This is a genomic window from Gallaecimonas sp. GXIMD4217 (genome assembly GCF_038087665.1).
In the GTDB taxonomy this organism is placed as follows: Bacteria; Pseudomonadota; Gammaproteobacteria; order Enterobacterales; family Gallaecimonadaceae; genus Gallaecimonas.
Window position 1 is genome coordinate 803,179 of the sequence record NZ_CP149925.1, and the last position, 15,265, is coordinate 818,443.

A 15,265-nucleotide genomic window follows, 5' to 3' on the forward strand; every position below is an offset into this window, starting at 1 on the left:
GTCCCATGCGTACCGTTCTGTTGTTATGCCTGGCCCTGGCGGCCGGTGGCGCCTGGGCCCAGAAGGGCCGTTACCTGACCCTGCCCCAGTTCCTGGACAGGGCCTTCGCCGGCCAGAGCCACCAGGCCGATACCCTGTGGATCCAGGACGACTGGCGCCCCGAGATGGAGCGCATCCTCGACCACAGGTTCAGCCGCCTGCGGGTCCGCTACTGGCGCGCCGAGCGGCGCAGCGCCTGGATCTTCGACGAGATCGGCAAGGAGCAGCCCATCACCATAGGGGTGGTGGTGGACGGCGGCCGTATCGACTCGGTGCAGATCCTCGAGTTCCGGGAGAGCCGGGGCGGCGAAGTGCGCTACCCCTTCTTTACCGATCAGTTCAGGGGCCTGTCCCTTGTTGCCGCGGAAAAAAATCGTAAACTGAGCGACAACATAGACGGCATCACGGGTGCCACCCTGTCGGTCAGCGCCGTGACCCGGGTGGCCACCCTGGCCCTGTACCTGCACGAGAAGGCTTTCCCATCAGCAAGCGAAACCCCTCCAACGGCCAACTGAAGCGCCTGTTCTGGCGCTGGCACCGCCGCACCGGCCTGGTGGCGGCGCTCTTTGCGCTGCTCTTCGCCGTCACCGGCCTGGCCCTCAACCATACCGAGCGCCTGGGGCTGGCCGACAGCGAGCTGGGCCACGGCCTTGTCAGCCGCCATCTCTACGGCATCCAGGCGCCCGAGATCAGCGCCTTCGAGGCCGGCGGCCACTGGTTGCTGCAGGCCGGCACAGAGCAGCTTTACCTGGACGGCCGGCCCCTGGGCCAGTGCCACGCCCTCAAGGGCGCCCAGCTTAAGGACGGCCAACTGGTGCTGGCCTGCGAAGATCGCCTCTTTCTCTACCGCCTTGGCGATGTGCCGGTGCTGCTGGACGAGCTGGACGCCAACTTCGGCCTGCCGGTGCCGGTGCAGGCCCTGGGCCGGGCCGGCGGCGATATCGCCCTCTGGGCCCAGGGCAGGCACTGGCTGCTGGACCTGGATAGCCTGAGCCTGGCCGAGACCGAACGCCAGGCCCACTGGCAGTCGCCGAGTCCGGCGCCGGCCCGGCTGCTGGCGGGCCTATCCCTGCCCACCGGCATCACCGTGGAGCGGTTGCTGCTGGATCTGCACAGCGGCCGCCTGCTTGGCCTGTCCGGGGTGCTGGTGATGGATCTGATGGCCCTGGCGCTGATCTTCCTGGCCGGATCCGGTATTTACCTGTGGTGGCAGAGCCGCAGCAAGAAACGCCGCCGCTGAGGCGGCCTGGAGCAAGTGATGATCAAAGTAGCTGTCTTGGGCGCCAACGGCCGCATGGGCCGGGCCCTGATCAAGGCCCTGGCCGATGCCGAGGGCGCCGAGCTGGGCGCCGCCCTGGTCCGTCCCGGCCATCCGTTGCTGGGCCAGGATGCCGGCCTGGTGGTGGGCCTCGAGGCCCTGGGCGTGCCGCTCAGCGACTCCCTGGCGGCGGTGGCGGGTCGGGTGGATCTGGTGGTGGACTTCACCTCCCCGGAGCACAGCCCTGTCATCGCCCGGGACTGCGCCGACCTGGGCCTGGCCCTGGTGGTGGGCACCACGGGCCTGAGCGAGGCACAGCAGGCCGAGCTGCGCGCCGCCGCCGAGCGCATTCCGCTGGTGTTCGCCCCCAACATGAGTGTCGGCGTCAACCTGCTGCTGGGGCTGGTGGAGCTGGCCGCCCAGGTGCTGGGGGACAGCGTCGACGTGGAGATCATCGAGGCCCACCACAGGCACAAGAAGGATGCCCCCTCAGGCACCGCCCTGGCCCTGGGCCAGGCCGCCGCCAAGGCCCTGGGCCGTGACCTTGGGCAATGCGCCGTCTATGGCCGCGAAGGCATCACCGGCGAGCGGGACAGGGAGACCATCGGCTTTGCCACTGTGCGCGGCGGCGACATCATCGGCGAGCACACCGTCCTCTACGCCGGCGACGGCGAGCGCCTGGAGCTGAGCCACAGGGCCCACCACAGGGACACCTTCGCCACCGGCGCCGTGCGCGCCGCCCTCTGGCTGACTGGCCGGGAGCCCGGCTTCTACGACATGAAGGATGTGCTGGGGCTGCGCTGAGGTTAACCTTCGCGTCAACTCCAAGCTTTGGCCAGGCCCCCGCCTGGCCTTTTTGATCGGTACGAAAAGGGTGATCTGGGTTACAGGAATTTTACATTGCCCCTTTGAATACGTATGCAATGCATTGTGGCGCCAAAAACCTATTCAGTACCATCCGATCCGGGTCGTGGCTTCCCATTACGTAAACGAGAAAATTTAACAAAAGCCGCCTAACAACACTGACAACTTTGGGGGTATTCGGATGGCACACTTCAAGCCCAGCCTGCTGTCTCTGGCACTGGCGGCGACCGGCATGACCATGGTCACGCTGCCGGCGCAAACCTTTGCACAGGAAGACGCGGCCCAGCCGGCTCAGGCCCAGGACGCCGATAAGAAGGCCGACAAGAAGCGCGAGGAAGAGAACGTCGAGGTCATCGAGGTCACCGGCTTCCGCGCCAGTCTGCAGCGTTCCCAGGCCCTGAAGCAGACCAATACCTCCGTGGTGGAGGCCATCTCCGCCGAAGACATCGGCAAGCTGCCCGATTCCAGTATCGCCGAATCCATTGCCCGCCTGCCCGGCCTGGCCGCCCAGCGCCTGGACGGCCGTGCCAGCTCCATCTCCATCCGCGGCCTGGGTGAGGATTTCAGCACCACCACCCTGAACGGCCGGGAGCAGGTCTCCATCGGCGACAACAGGGGCGTGGAGATGGATCTCTACCCGTCCGAGATCATGAACGCTGTGGTGGTCTACAAGACCCCGGATGCCTCCCTGACCAGCCAGGGCATTGGCGGCACCATAGACCTGCAGACCGTTCGCCCCCTCAAGCAGGGTGACCAGAGCCTGTCCCTGTCCCTGCGCGGCGAGCACAACGACATCGGCAAGCTCAATGCCGACGGCGAAGACACCGGCTGGCGCTCCAGCCTGGCCTACATCGACCAGTTCGCCGACGACCGCGTCGGCCTGGCCCTGGCCGTGGCCCATATGGAGTCCCCCAACAACGAAGAGCGCTGGAACGCCTGGGGCTACCCCCAGACCGCCGACGGCCAGTTCATCCTGGGTGGCGCCAAGCCCTTCGTGCGCTCCAGCGAGCTGACCCGCGATACCTTCATGGGTGTGCTGGAGCTGGCCCCCACAGAGGATCTGCACCTGACCCTGGACGCCCTGTACATCGACTTCAAGGACGAGAAGATCCTGCGCGGCATCGAGATCCCGGCCCAGTGGGGCGTCTGGGACGGCGACAGCTTCGCCGACAACGTGGCCATACTGGAGAGCCAGGGCGACTTCGTCACCCGCGGCCTTATCGAGGGCGTGCGCCCTGTGGTGCGCAACGATTTTGAGGCGCGTGACGCCGAGCTCAATTCCTTCGGCCTCAACCTCGAGTACAACCTGGGCGACGACTGGCTGCTGGCAGGCGACGCCAGCTACTCCAAGGTCGAGCGCGAGATCTTCAGCCTGGAGTCCTATGCCGGCACCGGCCGCGGCAACGCCAACGGCCAGGCCGACAACATCGGCTTCACCCTCAACGAGGGCGCCCGTGGCGTCATGTTCGACCCCGAGCTGGACTACAGCGACGCCGACCTGATCCTGATGGGCGGCCCCCTGAGCTGGGGTGGCGGCAACCCGCTGCACGGTGCCGACGACGACCAGGACGGCTTCCTGAACCGGCCGGAAGTGGACGACGAGCTGAGCGCCCTGCGCCTGAGCGCCGAGCGCTTCCTGGACCATGACACCTTCTCCAGCATCGAGTTCGGCGCCCATTACAGCGATCGCGAGAAGGAGCGCCGCGACAACGGCTTCTTCCTGACCCTCAAGGACTACCCGGCCATGCTGGCCGTGCCCGAGCAGTACCGGGTCGGCGACACCTCCCTGGCCTTCATCGGCATGGGTGACATGCTCAGCTACGACGCCAAGGCCTTCTTCGACGACGGCAACTACATCGTCACCAGCGAAGGCGATACCGCCACCGGCCGTGCCGTCAACTCCTGGCGCGTGCAGGAGAAGGTCACCACCGCCTATGTGAAGGCCAACATCGACGCCATGTGGTTCGACCTGCCGGTACGAGGCAACCTGGGCCTGCAGATGGTACACACCGACCAGAGCTCCGTGGGTAACGCCGCCACCACGGTGGACGGCAAGGTCGAGGTGCAGCAGGTCGAGCGTGGCGACAGCTACACCGAGTACCTGCCCAGCCTGAACCTGAGCTTCGAGGTGGCCGACAGCCAGTGGGTACGCCTGGGCGCCTCCCGTACCCTGGCCCGCTCGCGCATGGATCGCATGAACGCCAGCTTCGGCTACGGCTTCAATTCCATGGCCAACAACCCCAACGCCACCGTGTTCACCTCCCCCTGGGGCGGTGGCGGCGGCAACCCACAGCTTCGCCCCTATATCGCCAACCAGTTCGACCTCACCTATGAGAACTACTTCAGTTCCCAGGGTTATGTGGCCGCGGCCCTGTTCTACAAGGACCTGCGCAACTGGCAGTTCAACGTGCCCCGCGTCTACGACTTCTCCGACGTGACCCCGCCGGGCAACGAAGTGCCGGTCATCAACCAGGGCCTGGTCAGCACCTGGGAGAACACCGACGGCGGCTACGTCAAGGGTGCGGAATTCACCGCCTCCCTGCCCGGCGAGCTGGTCAGCGACGCCCTGGAAGGCTTCGGTGCCATCCTCAGCGCCACCTTCATCGACAGCGCCGTGTCCTTCGACTACATCTCCGCCTACGACGACCAGGGCAACGCCACCACCAGCAGTGTCGACGTCGAGGTGCCCGGCCTGTCCAGGCGGATCTACAACGCCACCTTCTTCTACGAGAAGGCCGGCTTCCAGCTGCGCACCAGCATGCGCAAGCGCAGCGACTTCAACGGTGAGGTGTACGACATCTCCTTCACCCGCAAGCCGGTCCGGGTCCAGGGCGACACCGTCTGGGACGCCCAGATCAGCTACGACTTTGCCGAATCCGGCATTGACTCCCTGGATGGCCTGACCGTCACCTTCCAGGCCCAGAACCTCACCGACGAGGAGTTCGTCACCGCCGTCCATGGCGACGACCGCCAGGTGCGCGACTTCCAGGTGTTTGGTCGCAACTTCCTGCTTGGCCTGAACTACAAGTTCTAACACCAGGCGTCTGAGCACTACCCCTGTGAAACGCCGTTTTGCAGGGGTATTTTTTTAGGAGGTGAAGATGAGCACCATCGACAGGGTGATCATACTGGGCGGCGGCAGCGCCGGCTGGATGGCGGCGGCCATGCTGGCCAAGCTGATGGGCAGGCAACTGGACATCTGCCTGGTCGAGTCCGAGGACATCGGCACCGTCGGCGTCGGCGAAGCCACCATACCCCCCATCATGCTGTTCAACCGGCTGCTGGGCCTGGACGAGGGGGACTTCCTGCGCCAGAACCAGGGCACCATCAAGCTGGGGATCCAGTTCGAGGGCTGGGGCCGGGCGGGGGAGTCCTACATGCACGCCTTCGGCCACATCGGCAAGGATCTGGGCCTGACCCGCTTCCACCACCTTTGGCTGCGGGCCAGGGCACTGGGCCTGGGCGGGGACTTCTGGGACTATTCCCTCAACAGCCAGGCCGCCCGCAAGGGCCGTTTTAAGCCCCTGGACAAGATCCCCGGCACGCCGCTGCCTGGCCTGACCCATGCCTACCATTTCGACGCCGGGCGCTATGCCCAGATGTTGCGCCGCGTCGCCGAAGGGCAAGGGGTCAGGCGCATCGAGGGCAGGGTGGTCGAGGTGCCGCTGAGGAAGGACGGCAACATCGACGCCCTGGTGCTGGCCTCGGGGCAGCGCCTGGAGGGGGATCTCTTCATCGACTGCAGCGGCTTCCAGGCCCTGCTCATCGAAGGGGCCCTGGGCGCCGGTTTCGAGGACTGGTCCCACTGGCTGCCCTGCGACCGGGCCTGGGCCGTGCCCACCGCGGCCAGCGGCGAGCCAAAGCCCTACACCAGGGCCATGGCCAGGGAAGCGGGCTGGCAATGGCGCATCCCCCTGCAGCACCGCACCGGCAACGGCCTGGTCTATTGCAGCGACCACTGGCAAGACGCCGAGGCCAGGGAGCAGCTGCTGGCGGGCCTGGACGGCGAGCCCCTGGCCGAGCCCAGGCTGATCCGTTTCCGTACCGGCCGGCGCAAGCGCCAGTGGCACCGCAACTGCGTCAGCCTGGGCCTGGCCAGCGGCTTCCTGGAGCCCCTGGAGTCCACCAGTTTGCACCTGATCCAGTCCGGCATCACCCGTCTGATCAAGCACTTCCCCCGCCGGGGCCTGGCACCGGCACTCATCGACGAATACAACCGCCAGTCGGCCATCGAATTCGAGCGCATTCGCGACTTCGTGATCCTCCATTACCACCTCAACCGCCGCGAGGAGGCCTTCTGGCGGGCCCGCCGCGACATGGCCATACCCGACAGCCTGGCCCACAAGCTGGCGCTGTTTCAGGCCTCGGGGCGGGTGTTTCGGGAGCAGGACGAGCTGTTCAGCGAGGTGGCCTGGCACCAGGTGCTGCTGGGTCAGGGGCTGATCCCGGCCGACCGGGATCCCATGGCCGACGCCATCAGCGACCAGCAGCTGGCCGTCTTCCTGGGCGATCTCCGTACCCTGGTGGACAGGACAGTGGCCAGGCTGCCCGGCCACCAGGCCTTCCTCGACCATGCCTGTGGAGGCAATTCATGATGTTAAGAGCCGCATTGTTGCTGCTGGCCCTCTTGTGCCCGCCGGTGTCGGCCCTGACCCTGGACAGGGTCGAGCCCGCCAACTGGTGGGTGGGCATGAAGCACCCCAGGCTGCAGCTGATGATCCACGGCGACGGCATCGGTGCCGCCACGCCTTCCCTGGCACCTTACCCGGGCGTGCAGCTGGCCGGGGTGCGCCGTACCGACAACCCCAACTACCTGTTCCTGGAGCTGGCCATAGGGCCAGAGGCCAGGGCGGGGCAGCTTGAGCTCGGCTTCAGCCTTGACGGTGAAAGCCTGCAACACGGCTACCCGCTGCTGGCCCGGGAGCCAGGCTCGGCCGGGCGCCAGGGCTTCGGGCCCAGGGACGTCATCTACCTCATCACCCCGGATCGCTTCGCCAACGGCGACCCCGGCAACGACAGGGTTCAAGGCTACGACGACCTGCCGGACCGCCAGGCCCCGGGCGGCCGCCATGGCGGCGATCTCCAGGGCGTCATCGACCACCTGGATCATCTGGCGGCCCTGGGCGTGACCCAGCTCTGGCTCAACCCGGTGCTGGAAAACGCCATGGCCAGCTACAGCTACCACGGCTATGCGATCACCGACTTCTACCGGGTCGACCCCCGCTTCGGCAGCAACGGCCTGTACCGGCAGCTGGCCGACCAGGCCAGGCAGCGGGGCCTGGGGCTGATCATGGACGTGGTGCTCAACCATGTCGGCACCGGTCATTGGTGGCTGGCGGATCTGCCGGCCTCGGACTGGCTGCACCCGGCCGGGCTCACCACCAACCACAGGCGCGAGACCTTGGTCGATCCCCATGCCGTGGCGGCGGATCGCGAGGCCTTCGGCAACGGCTGGTTCGTGCCCACCATGGCCGACCTCAACCAGGCCAACCCGCTGCTGGCCGAGTACCTGATCCAGAATGCCATCTGGTGGCTGGAGACCCTGGGGCTGAGCGGCCTGCGCATCGACACCTGGTCCTATTCCGACCAGGCCTTCCTGGCCAGCTGGAGCCGGCGGCTGCTGGCCGAGTATCCCAACCTCAACCTGGTCGGCGAGGAATGGGTGACAGTGCCGGCCCTGGTGGCCTACTGGCAGAAGGGCAAGGCCAATCACGACGGCTATGGCACCGAGCTGCCGTCGCTGATGGACTTCCCCCTCCAGGAGGCCCTGGTAGGGGCCCTGACCGAGCCCGAGAGCTGGCGCAGCGGCCTGATCGGCCTCTACCAGGTGCTGGCCCAGGACTTCCTCTACCCGGCTCCCCACAACCTGGTGATCTTCGCCGACAACCACGACATGAGCCGCATCGCCAGCCAGCTTGGCGAGGATCCCAGGCTGTGGCGCATGGCCATGGCCGTGCTGGCCACCACCAGGGGCATACCCCAGCTCTTCTACGGCACCGAGCTGATGATGGCCAACCCCGGCGGCGAGGATCACGGCCTCATCCGCAGCGATTTCCCCGGCGGCTGGCCAGGGGACCAGGCCAATGCCTTCAGCGGCTCGGGTTTGACTCCGCAGCAGGTGGCGGCCCAAGGCTGGCTCAAGCGCCTGCTCAACTGGCGCAAGGGCGCCACGGCCATCCACGACGGCAGCCTGGTTCACCATGTGCCCCATGACGGCCTCTACGTCTATTTCCGCCGCCACGAGGCCCAGAACGTGATGGTGATCCTGAACAAGAACGAGACGCCGAAGACAGTGGAACTGGCGCGCTTTGCCGCTCAGCTGCAGGGAGCCGGCCGGGCCCTGGAAGTGACCACGGGCCGGCGCCTGGCGCTGGAAGATAGCCTGACCCTACCGGCCAAGACGGCCTGGATCCTGGAACTTGAACCATGAAGATGTTGTTACGTACCTTGCTGTTACTGCCCCTGCTGGCGCTGCTGCTCAGCTGCGCCCTCAATGGCCCCGCCTATCACCTGGACGGTCATACCCTGGTGCTGGAAAGGCCGGATGGCCAGCTGCGCCTGAGCGCCAGGAGCGCCGATGCCCTGGAGCTGGAATTCCTGCCCCAGGGCCAGGCCAACCCGGCCTCCCTGGCCCTGGTGGCGCCAAAGCGGGCGTTGCCGGCCCGGCTCAGCGACCAGGGCGACCACCTCAGCTTCGCCGTGGATGGCATTCGCGCCGAGATAGACAAGGACAGCCTGGCCATCCGCTATTACCGGGGCGAGCGCCTGCTGCTGGCGGAGGCCGGCGGTTTCGCCGGCAAGGACCGGGGCGTCGAACTTGGCTTCAGGCTCCAGGACGGCGAGCAGCTGATGGGGGGCGGCCAGCGGGTGCTGGGCATGGACAGGCGCGGCCACAAGCTGCCGTTGTACAACAAGGCCCATTACGGCTACAGCACCCGGTCCAGCCAGATGTACTTCGGCCTGCCCATGGTGTTGTCCAGCAACAAGTACCTGCTGCTGTTCGACAACACCGCCAAGGGCGAGCTGGATCTGGGCCATGACAGGCAGGATGAGCTGCGCTTTAGCGCCGTCGGCGGTCGCCGCGCCTATGTGGTGGTGGCCGGCGGGAGCTTTGGCGAGCTCACCCAGCACCACAGCGAGCTCACCGGCCGCCAGCCGCTGCCGCCGCGCTGGGCCCTGGGCAGCTTCGCCTCCCGCTTCGGCTACCACAGCGAGGCCGAGGCCCGGGAGGTGGTCGCGCGCTACCGTGACGCCAATATGCCCCTGGATGCCATCGTCCTCGACCTGTTCTGGTTCGGCCCGGACATCAAGGGCCATATGGGCAACCTGGCCTGGGACAGGGACGCCTTTCCCGAGCCCGAAAAGATGCTGGCCGACTTCAAGGCCCAGGGCGTCAAGACAGTGCTGATCACCGAGCCCTTCGTGCTGACCAGCTCCCAGCGTTGGGACGAGGCGGTGGCCGCCGGCGCCATCACCCCCAATGGCCAGGGCCAGCCCGGCACCTTCGATTTCTATTTCGGCAACACCGGCCTGGTGGACGTGTTCGACGCCAGGGGCCGGGACTGGTTCTGGCAGCACTACCAGCGCCTGCTGGATCAGGGCGTGGCCGGTTTCTGGGGCGACCTTGGCGAGCCCGAGGTGCACCCGGCCGAGCTGGTACACGCCGCCGGCCCGGCCGATGAGGTGCACAACGGCTATGGCCACCGCTGGGCCCAGATGGTGTTCGAGCGCCACCGTGAGGCGGCCCCGGAGCAAAGGCCCTTCATCCTGATGCGGGCCGGCTTCGCCGGCTCCCAGCGCTTCGGCATGATGCCCTGGACAGGTGACGTCAGCCGCTCCTGGGGCGGCCTCAAGCCCCAGGTGGAGCTGGGCCTGCAGATGAGTGCCCTGGGGCTGGGTTACATCCACTCGGATCTGGGCGGCTTTGCCGGCGGCGAGGCCTTTGATGCCGAGCTCTACCTGCGCTGGCTGCAGCTGGGGGTGTTCCAGCCGCTGTTCCGGCCCCACGGCCAGGAGCAGATCCCCTCTGAGCCGGTGTTCCACGACCAGGCCGTCCAGGACAGGGCCAGGTCCCTGCTTGAGCTGCGCTACCGGCTGCTGCCCTACAACTACAGCCTGGCCTATGAGAACAGCCTGACCGGCCGGCCGCTGATGCGCTCCCTGTTGCAGGCCACCGACGATGTGGCCTGGTTCGACGAGAAGGACAGCTTCCTCTGGGGCGACGCCTTCCTGGTGACCCCGGTCACCGAGCCCGGCGCCAAGACCGTCAGCACCCGCCTGCCCGGTGGCGTCTGGTTCGATCTTGAGAGCGGCCAGCGCTTCGACGGCGCCCTGGCCACCCGGGCCACCAGCCTCGACCGGCTGCCGGTGCTGGTCAGGGCCGGGGCCTTCGTGGCCATGGCCGAGCCGGTCACCAGCACCGACCACTACCGCAGCGATGTGCTGGAACTGCATTACTGGGCCGACCAGAGCGTCCTTGAGGCCAGCGGCCAGCTCTACGAGGACGATGGCCGCCGCTTCCATGCCCCGGAGCAGGCCTTTGAGCGCCTCGACTTTGCCGCCAGCCAGAGCGCCAAGGCCCTCGGCATCCGCTTGAGCCGCGGCGGTCCCGGCTATGCCGGCATGCCAAAAGAGCGCCGGATCCGCCTGGTGGTCCATCACCTGGCCAGGCCCGAGCGGGTGCTGCTGGACGGCAGCGCCGTCCCCTTCAGCCATGACGGCCAGACCCTGACCCTGGAATTTGACTGGGATCACCAGCCCCTGAACCTGCAACTGGAGTTGCCCCATGAATAACGCCTTCAAGGCGGCGCTGCTGCCGCTCTCCCTGTCATTGACCCTGGCCGGCTGCGGCGACGAGCCGGCCCGGGAGGCCCCCAAGGCCCCCGAGCCCAAGGCCAGCGCCCCGCAGCCGATCAAGCCGGTGCTCTACCAGGTGTTCACCCGCCTGTTTGGCAACAAGAACGGCACCAACAAGCCCTGGGGCACCCTGGCGGAAAACGGCGTCGGCAAGTTCGCCGACTTCGACGACAGGGCCCTGGCCGCCATCAAGGCCCTGGGCACCACCCACATCTGGTACACGGGGGTGCTGCACCACGCCACCGCCACCGACTACAGCGCCCATGGCATCAGCAAGGACGATCCGGACGTGGTCAAGGGCCGGGCCGGCTCACCCTACGCGGTCAAGGACTACTACAACGTCAACCCGGATCTGGCCCTGGATCCGGCCAGGCGCCTGGCCGAGTTCGAGGCCCTGATCGCCCGCACCCATGACCACGGCATGAAGGTGGTCATCGACATAGTCCCCAACCACGTGGCCCGCAACTACCACTCCCTGGTGTTCCCCGAGCGGGACTTCGGTGCCCATGACGACACCAGCGTCGCCTATGCCAGGGACAACAACTTCTACTATGTGCCGGGCCAGGACTTTCAGGTGCCGGAGCCGGAAAACGGCTACCGGCCCCTGGGCGGCGAGGCCCATCCCCTGGTCGACGGTGAATTCGCCGAGTCGCCGGCCAAATGGACCGGCAACGGCGCCCGCCTGGCCCAGCCGGGTTTTCACGACTGGTACGAGACGGTCAAGGTCAACTACGGGGTGCGCCCGGACGGCAGCCATGATTTCCCGGCCCTGCCTGCCGGCCTGGCGGAACAGGACTCTGAGGCCCATGCCGATTTCTGGCGGGACAAGGTGGTACCGGACAGCTGGCGCAAGTTCCGCGACATCGCCCTGTACTGGCTGGACAAGGGGGTGGACGGCTTCCGTTACGACATGGCCGGCATGGTGCCGGTGGCCTTCTGGAGCTACCTGAACAGCGCCATCAAGGACCGCAACCCCGAGGCCCTGCTGCTGGCCGAGATCTACGATCCCAGCCGCTACCGGGACTACATCCACCTCGGCAAGATGGATTACCTCTACGACAAGGTGGGCACCTATGACAGCCTGAGGGCCGTCATCGAAGGCAAGGCCGGCACCGAGCCGCTGGCGTCCATACTGGACTCCCTGGCCGACATCGACCGCCACATGCTGCGCTTTTTGGAAAACCACGACGAGCAGCGCATCGCCAGCCCGGAATTTGCCGGTGACGCCGACAGGGCCAGGCCGGCCATGGTGGTCAGCGCCCTGGCGGGCCGGGGACCCGTGATGCTCTACTTCGGCCAGGACGTGGGCGAGCCCGGCGCCGAGAACGGCGGCTTCGGCGCCCCGAGCCGCACCAGCATCTTCGACTATGTGGGCGTGCCCCATCACCAGCGCTGGATGAACAGCGGCGCCTTCGACGGCACCCTGCTCAGCGGCCGGGAGAAGGCGCTCCAGGCCTTTTACCGGCAGTTGCTGAACCTGGCCGCCACCGAGCCGGCCCTGGCCGGGGAGATGGCGGTGCTGAAGGCCGAGGGCAAGGCCTTTGCCTTTGCCCGCTGGCAGGGTGAGCAGCGGCTGCTGGTGGCCAGCAACTTCGCTGTCGACCAGGCGCTGGAACTGACGCTGGCGCTGCCGGCGGAGCTGGTCGGCCGCTGGCGGCTGGCCGACGGCGCCCATGCCCTTGAGCCGCTGCTGGCCGGGCCGGCCGCCACCCTGGCGGTGAGTGGCGGCCAGGGGGAGCTCAGCCTGCGGCTGCCACCGCTGGGCTCGGCGGTGCTGAGGCTTTCGCCGCGCTGAGCAGGGACACCAGGGCGGCCAGGTGCCGCTGGTATTGGTGGCGCACGGCCCAGGTGGCCGCCTCCAGATGCTGAAGGAAGGCCTCTTCCTTCAGCGTTTCCAGGGGCTGCTGCGGTTCGTTCATCCAGCCCTGGATGAAGGCCAGCAGCTTGCCGTCCAGGGCCGCCGTCGGCAGGGCGTCCGCCTGCCTGAGCAGGCCGTTCAGGTCGCCGGTGGCGGCTTCCCTCAGCCTCAGGTAGGCATGCTGGAATTTTTCTTGTGAGCCGGCGCTGCTGTCCCACTGGGCCAGGGACCGCAGCAGGTGGCGGCCCAGCTCCAGCTCGTGCAGGGCCGGCTCCAGATCCTTGAAGCCCTTCAACGCCTTGAGATGGGCCAGGGCCCGCTGGCGGTCGTCGCCCTGGCAGTGGCGCAGATCCTGGCGCAGCTTGGCCACCAGCAACTGGTTACCCTCCCTGAGCGGCCTGGCCGCGTCCCGAAGCTCGCTGCGCCAGCGCTCGAACTGCTGGCGGTGCCTGCCGAGATCCCGCGAGAACAGCTCGAATTCGCTGTGATCCACGTCGAACCCCACCTCCAGGGCCAGGCTGCCCACATGGGCGTGCCGGTAGCCGTCCAGGCGCTGCAGGTAGTTGTCGCGGCTCTCTTCCAGCCAGGCCTGGCGCTTGTCCATGCGCTCGGCCAGGGCCCTGGCGTCCAGGCCCTTGAGCTCGTCCGGCAGCGGCTCGGCCGGATCCGGCAGCAGGGCAGGGTGGTAGAGGCCGCGGTGGTAGCGGGCCAGGCGCTGGTCGTCCCTGTCCTGGCTTTCGCAGAGGCTGAACACCCAGTCGTTGGGCCGGGTCAGCTTGCCGATGTCCCTGTGGCCCCAGAGCGCGTAGTCCAGGGCGGTGACGAAGCGGCACAGCCTGGCGTAGTCCTGGAACAGGCCGGCGGCCGGCTTGTCCAGGCGGAAATAGCCGGGTTCGGCCAGGGCCTCGGCATGGCGGACCCTGTCCAGGTCCGCCGGGTGGGAGTCCCAGGTGCGGGTCTGGCGCTTTTCCATGGCCACCAGGATGTCGGCCCTGTCGTCATCGCTGAGCAGCTGGTGGTTGCGCACCACGGCGGCGGGGAAGTCTTCCAGCAGCACCTTGTTGGCCCAGGCCTGGTGGTTGAGCTGGTGGCTGCGGGCGGCGGCCAGGGACAGCTCCCGCAGCAGCAGGGCGTTGGGCTTGGCCAGGGCGCTGCCGCAGATGCGGCTGGCGTGGCTGTCGGCGTCGTATTCCATCTGCCTGGACAGGAACTGGCTCAGGCCGTGGCTGGCCAGGTACAGCCCCTTCATCAGAGCGCGGTTGAGGCCGATGCCGAGCCTGGCCATCTGCAGGGGTATCGCCAGCCAGCCGTGGTCGTCGTCCTGGCTCCAGTGGCCAAGGCGCTGGTCCCAGTCGTCCTCCCGGAAGGCGCAGTCGGCGAACCAGCCGTTGACCTTGTTGATCAGGTAATAGAGCAGCATGCCCCGGCGCTGGGCGAAATGGCCGAACTCGTGGGCCAGGACCTCGGTCAGCTGGGTGACCGTCATGCCGCTGACCAGGGGCAGGCCCAAGGTCAGCACCAGCTCGTTGTGGCGGTAGCCGTGCAGGCCCTGGTGGAAGCCGGCCGAGGCATTGACCTCGCAGTCGACCCGGATCTCCACCGGGTGGGGCACACCCATGTGATCGCAGAGGTTGTGGACCAGCCTAAACAGCAGTGGATGCTCCAGTTCCTTGAGGGCCTTGTACTGGGGCTCGCCATGGTGGACCAGCCAGGGCTTGAGCATGAACAGGCTGAGCAGGACTGTGGTGAGGATCAGGCCGACCAGGAATACCGCCTTGAAAACGAACAGGCCATCCCAGTCGAACAGGGTATGGCCGCGCAGCGTCAGCCACAGGCTGGTGGCCACCAGCGACACCACCAGCAGCAGGTACAGCAGCGGCAGCAACAGCACCGCCGTGCCGGTGGTCAGCAGGCCCAGGCCGTATTTGGCCTGGCTGGCGACGGGGGCCATGGGGGCCTGGAAGGGGGCATCGAGCTCCTGGGGCAGCACCTCGTCCGGGGCCATCACCTTCACTGCCAGGCCCAGTGACTCCAGGCTGGCGGCCAGGCGCTCGGCCTTGTCCCTGGTGATGTTCTTCTGCACCGCCTTGGGGCCCTTGAGCAGTTCGGTGGCCTGGGCGGCGCTGAACCTGAGCCTGTCCTGCAGGGCCTTTTCCACCTCCGCCCTTTTGAAGCCGGGCAGCAGCATGCCCAGGTAATACAAGCGAAATCCGTTATCCATTTTTCATGCAAGAGAGTGGTCAAAAAACAACCCAGGTTAATGGAATGTCAAGGGCGGGGAAAGGGCGCTTTAGCGGTTATGGATGAACACCCTGCCGAAAGGCCGGGAAAGACAGGGAAAACGGCCGAAAACAGGGCCTTTTTTGTGGATTTCTTTGGGAAAGCGTTTG

At 67.1% G+C, this 15,265-nt stretch carries 9 protein-coding genes; 8 read left to right on the top strand and 1 reads right to left on the bottom strand.

The features are described 5' to 3' along the window. Window positions 1-5 precede the first annotated feature (5 nt). The 8 genes from WDB71_RS03975 (at window position 6) to WDB71_RS04010 (ending at window position 12,812) form a co-directional block, all read left to right on the top strand. On the top strand, window positions 6-554 hold the full coding sequence (locus WDB71_RS03975) for an FMN-binding protein (RefSeq protein ID WP_341503344.1): 549 nt from the start codon (window positions 6-8) through the stop codon (window positions 552-554). Between the two features lie 38 nt (window positions 555-592). Then, complete coding sequence (locus WDB71_RS03980) at window positions 593-1,279, top strand: PepSY domain-containing protein (RefSeq protein WP_341503345.1); 687 nt, start codon at window positions 593-595, stop codon at window positions 1,277-1,279. Window positions 1,280-1,285: 6 nt separating this feature from the next. Continuing rightward, window positions 1,286-2,101, top strand: coding sequence for a 4-hydroxy-tetrahydrodipicolinate reductase (dapB, locus tag WDB71_RS03985; protein WP_341504179.1), 816 nt, complete (start codon window positions 1,286-1,288; stop codon window positions 2,099-2,101). Window positions 2,102-2,342: 241 nt separating this feature from the next. Continuing rightward, window positions 2,343-5,195 (top strand): TonB-dependent receptor, encoded by a 2,853-nt coding sequence (locus tag WDB71_RS03990; RefSeq protein WP_341503346.1) that lies wholly within the window; start codon window positions 2,343-2,345, stop codon window positions 5,193-5,195. A gap of 67 nt (window positions 5,196-5,262) precedes the next feature. Further along, the gene (locus WDB71_RS03995; RefSeq protein WP_341503347.1) at window positions 5,263-6,756 is read left to right on the top strand and encodes a tryptophan halogenase family protein; all 1,494 of its coding nucleotides are present in this window, start codon (window positions 5,263-5,265) and stop codon (window positions 6,754-6,756) included. Then, on the top strand, window positions 6,753-8,591 hold the full coding sequence (locus tag WDB71_RS04000; protein WP_341503348.1) for a glycoside hydrolase family 13 protein: 1,839 nt from the start codon (window positions 6,753-6,755) through the stop codon (window positions 8,589-8,591). The genes WDB71_RS03995 and WDB71_RS04000 overlap by 4 nt, the downstream gene beginning before the upstream one ends. Continuing rightward, window positions 8,588-10,954 carry a TIM-barrel domain-containing protein gene (locus tag WDB71_RS04005; protein WP_341503349.1) on the top strand — a complete coding sequence of 789 codons (2,367 nt, stop codon included), beginning with the start codon at window positions 8,588-8,590 and terminating at the stop codon, window positions 10,952-10,954. The genes WDB71_RS04000 and WDB71_RS04005 overlap by 4 nt, the downstream gene beginning before the upstream one ends. Further along, window positions 10,947-12,812, top strand: coding sequence for an alpha-amylase family glycosyl hydrolase (locus WDB71_RS04010; RefSeq protein ID WP_341503350.1), 1,866 nt, complete (start codon window positions 10,947-10,949; stop codon window positions 12,810-12,812). Before WDB71_RS04005 ends, WDB71_RS04010 begins: the two co-directional genes overlap by 8 nt. Here WDB71_RS04010 and WDB71_RS04015 read toward each other — a convergent pair. Further along, window positions 12,757-15,096, bottom strand: a complete 2,340-nt coding sequence (locus tag WDB71_RS04015) for a M48 family metalloprotease (RefSeq protein WP_341503351.1) — start codon at window positions 15,094-15,096, stop codon at window positions 12,757-12,759. The genes WDB71_RS04010 and WDB71_RS04015 overlap by 56 nt on opposite strands. Window positions 15,097-15,265 lie beyond the last annotated feature (169 nt).